Genomic DNA, 2176 nt, shown 5'->3' on the forward strand with positions numbered 1-2176 from the left:
GCCAGGGCCAACGGGCCGATAGGCTGATTGCAGCCCAGGCGCATGCCGGCGTCGATGTCTTCGGCGCTGGCCAGGCCTTCCTGGAACACCAGGATCGCTTCGTTGATCATTGGCACCAGGATGCGGTTGACCACGAAGCCCGGGCGGTTGCCGGCGGTGATCGCGGGCCAGGGCCAACGGGCCGATAGGCTGATTGCAGCCCAGGCGCATGCCGGCGTCGATGTCTTCGGCGCTGGCCAGGCCTTCCTGGAACACCAGGATCGCTTCGTTGATCATTGGCACCAGGATGCGGTTGACCACGAAGCCCGGGCGGTTGCCGGCGGTGATCGCGGTTTTGCCGAGGGTGGTCGCCATGTCCAGCGCCAGTTGGTGGGTCGCGTCACTGGTTTGCAGGCCGCGGATGACTTCGATCAGGCCCATCACCGGCACCGGGTTGAAGAAATGCAGGCCGATGAAGCGCTCAGGCTGGCTGACACTGGCGGCGAGTTGGGTGATCGACAGCGACGAGGTGTTGGAGGCAATGACGCATTCGCTGCTGACCTGTGTTGCGATTTGTTGCAGTACACGCAGTTTCAGGTCGAGATTTTCCGTCGCCGCTTCGATGACCAATTGCGCGTCACCCAGGACACTGTAATCGGTGCTGGTGCGGATTTTGTCGAGGGTGGCTTGTTTCTGCTCCACCGTCAGGGTTTGCTTGGCGACCTGCCGGTCCAGGTTTTTACCGACCGTTGCGACGGCTTTTTGCAAAGCGCTTTCGGATATGTCGAGCAAGGTCACGTTGAAACCGGCCATGGCACAGACTYGTGCGATGCCGTTGCCCATGGTGCCCGCACCGATCACGCCGATGTTTTGCAGATTCATCTTCCCATCCTTCGATCAAACCCTGCGATACCTTGGCCGCGACTGCAGCCGAAGGCGTACTATTGCCGCGAGTCTAGAGCCGGCAGGGCGGTTGTCCTATGCCAAAACTGTTCAACGGCACTGATGTTTTTTGCCATTCGGGTGATGAGAGAGAAACGAACCAATGCGGGAAAAGGACTTGGTTGCCGCCTATTTCGTGCAGGCAATGATCCACGGGCTGAGGGATGATCCGCAGCGCGTGACGGCCGTGCTCGAACAGGCGGGCATTGATCCGGCGGTCATGCACCAACCCACGGCGCGGGTGCCGGCCAGCGCGTTTGCGGCGTTGTGGCTGATCCAGATCCGCGAGCTCGACGATGAGTTTTTCGGGCTCGACTCCCATGGCATGCCGCCGGGCAGTTTCGCCCTGATCTGCCGTGCCCTGATTCAGGAACCCGATCTGCACAAGGCCATGCGTCAGTGCCTGGCCAACTTCGGCTTGTTCCTGCGCGACTTTCGCGGCTCGCTGGCCGTGCGTGGCAAGCGTGCGGTGATCAGCCTGGAAACCCGTTCGACGGACAACGATGCCAGCCGGTTCGGTGAAGAAACCTTCCTGGTGTTGATGATCAGCCTGCTGTGCTGGCTGGGCGGGCGGCGCATTCCCATTGATCGCGCGGACTTCCGCCATTCGCGCCTGTCGCTGGGTGACGATCGCCTGCTTTGGGGCCCCAACCTGACCTTTGGTGCCGAGCGCACCGAAATCGAATTTGCCAGCCACTACTTGCGCCTGCCAGTGGTTCAGGACCTGGCGTCGTTGAAAGTGTTTCTGCGTACCGCGCCGCAATGGTTGGTGATCCGCTTCCGTAACCAGCATGGCCTGGCATCGCAGGTTCATCAGCGCTTGCGCGGCAGTCATTACAGTGAGTGGCCGACGTTGCAGGCCTTTGCCCTGGAACAGCACCTGAGCCCCAGCACCTTTCGCCGCAAACTGGAGCGTGAAGGCTGCTCCTACCAGGAAATCAAGGACGAAGTACGGCGTGGCGTGGCCTTTGAGCAATTGCGTCAGAGCGATGCGAGCATCAGCGATATCGCCGAGCAACTGGGTTTCCAGGAACCCAGCGCCTTCCATCGGGCGTTCAAGAAGTGGACCGGGGAAAGCCCGGGGCGCTATCGGGCCCGTTATCAGGGGGAGCAGGGCGCAAAGGTCGCCGCCCTTCAGGAGTCCTGCGAGCCCTGAGCCATCGTCGGCCCAGTTGCAGGACTTCAGGGCCACCGGGTTCGGTGATTTCGATCAGGGTCATGGTCTGGGGCAGTGGCATTTCAAATACCTGTATCG

2 protein-coding genes and 1 pseudogene are annotated in these 2176 nt (G+C 61.3%); 1 reads left to right on the forward strand and 2 read right to left on the reverse strand.

Translation table 11 applies throughout. The features are described 5' to 3' along the window. Window positions 1–110: 3-hydroxyacyl-CoA dehydrogenase family protein (locus tag ACXRVY_RS25410; RefSeq protein ID WP_458238570.1), on the reverse strand; the 110-nt coding region annotated here is incomplete at its 3' end. Window positions 111–165: 55 nt separating this feature from the next. Beyond that, window positions 166–861, reverse strand: a pseudogene (locus ACXRVY_RS25415) (3-hydroxyacyl-CoA dehydrogenase NAD-binding domain-containing protein); the annotation flags it as partial. A gap of 163 nt (window positions 862–1024) precedes the next feature. On the opposite strand from ACXRVY_RS25415, the gene ACXRVY_RS25420 reads away from it, so the two are divergent. Then, window positions 1025–2077: an AraC family transcriptional regulator gene (locus tag ACXRVY_RS25420; protein ID WP_223463843.1), complete on the forward strand. Its 1053-nt coding sequence runs from the start codon at window positions 1025–1027 to the stop codon at window positions 2075–2077. Window positions 2078–2176 lie beyond the last annotated feature (99 nt).

The sequence above is a fragment of the Pseudomonas sp. P5_A2_2 genome (assembly GCF_054177685.1).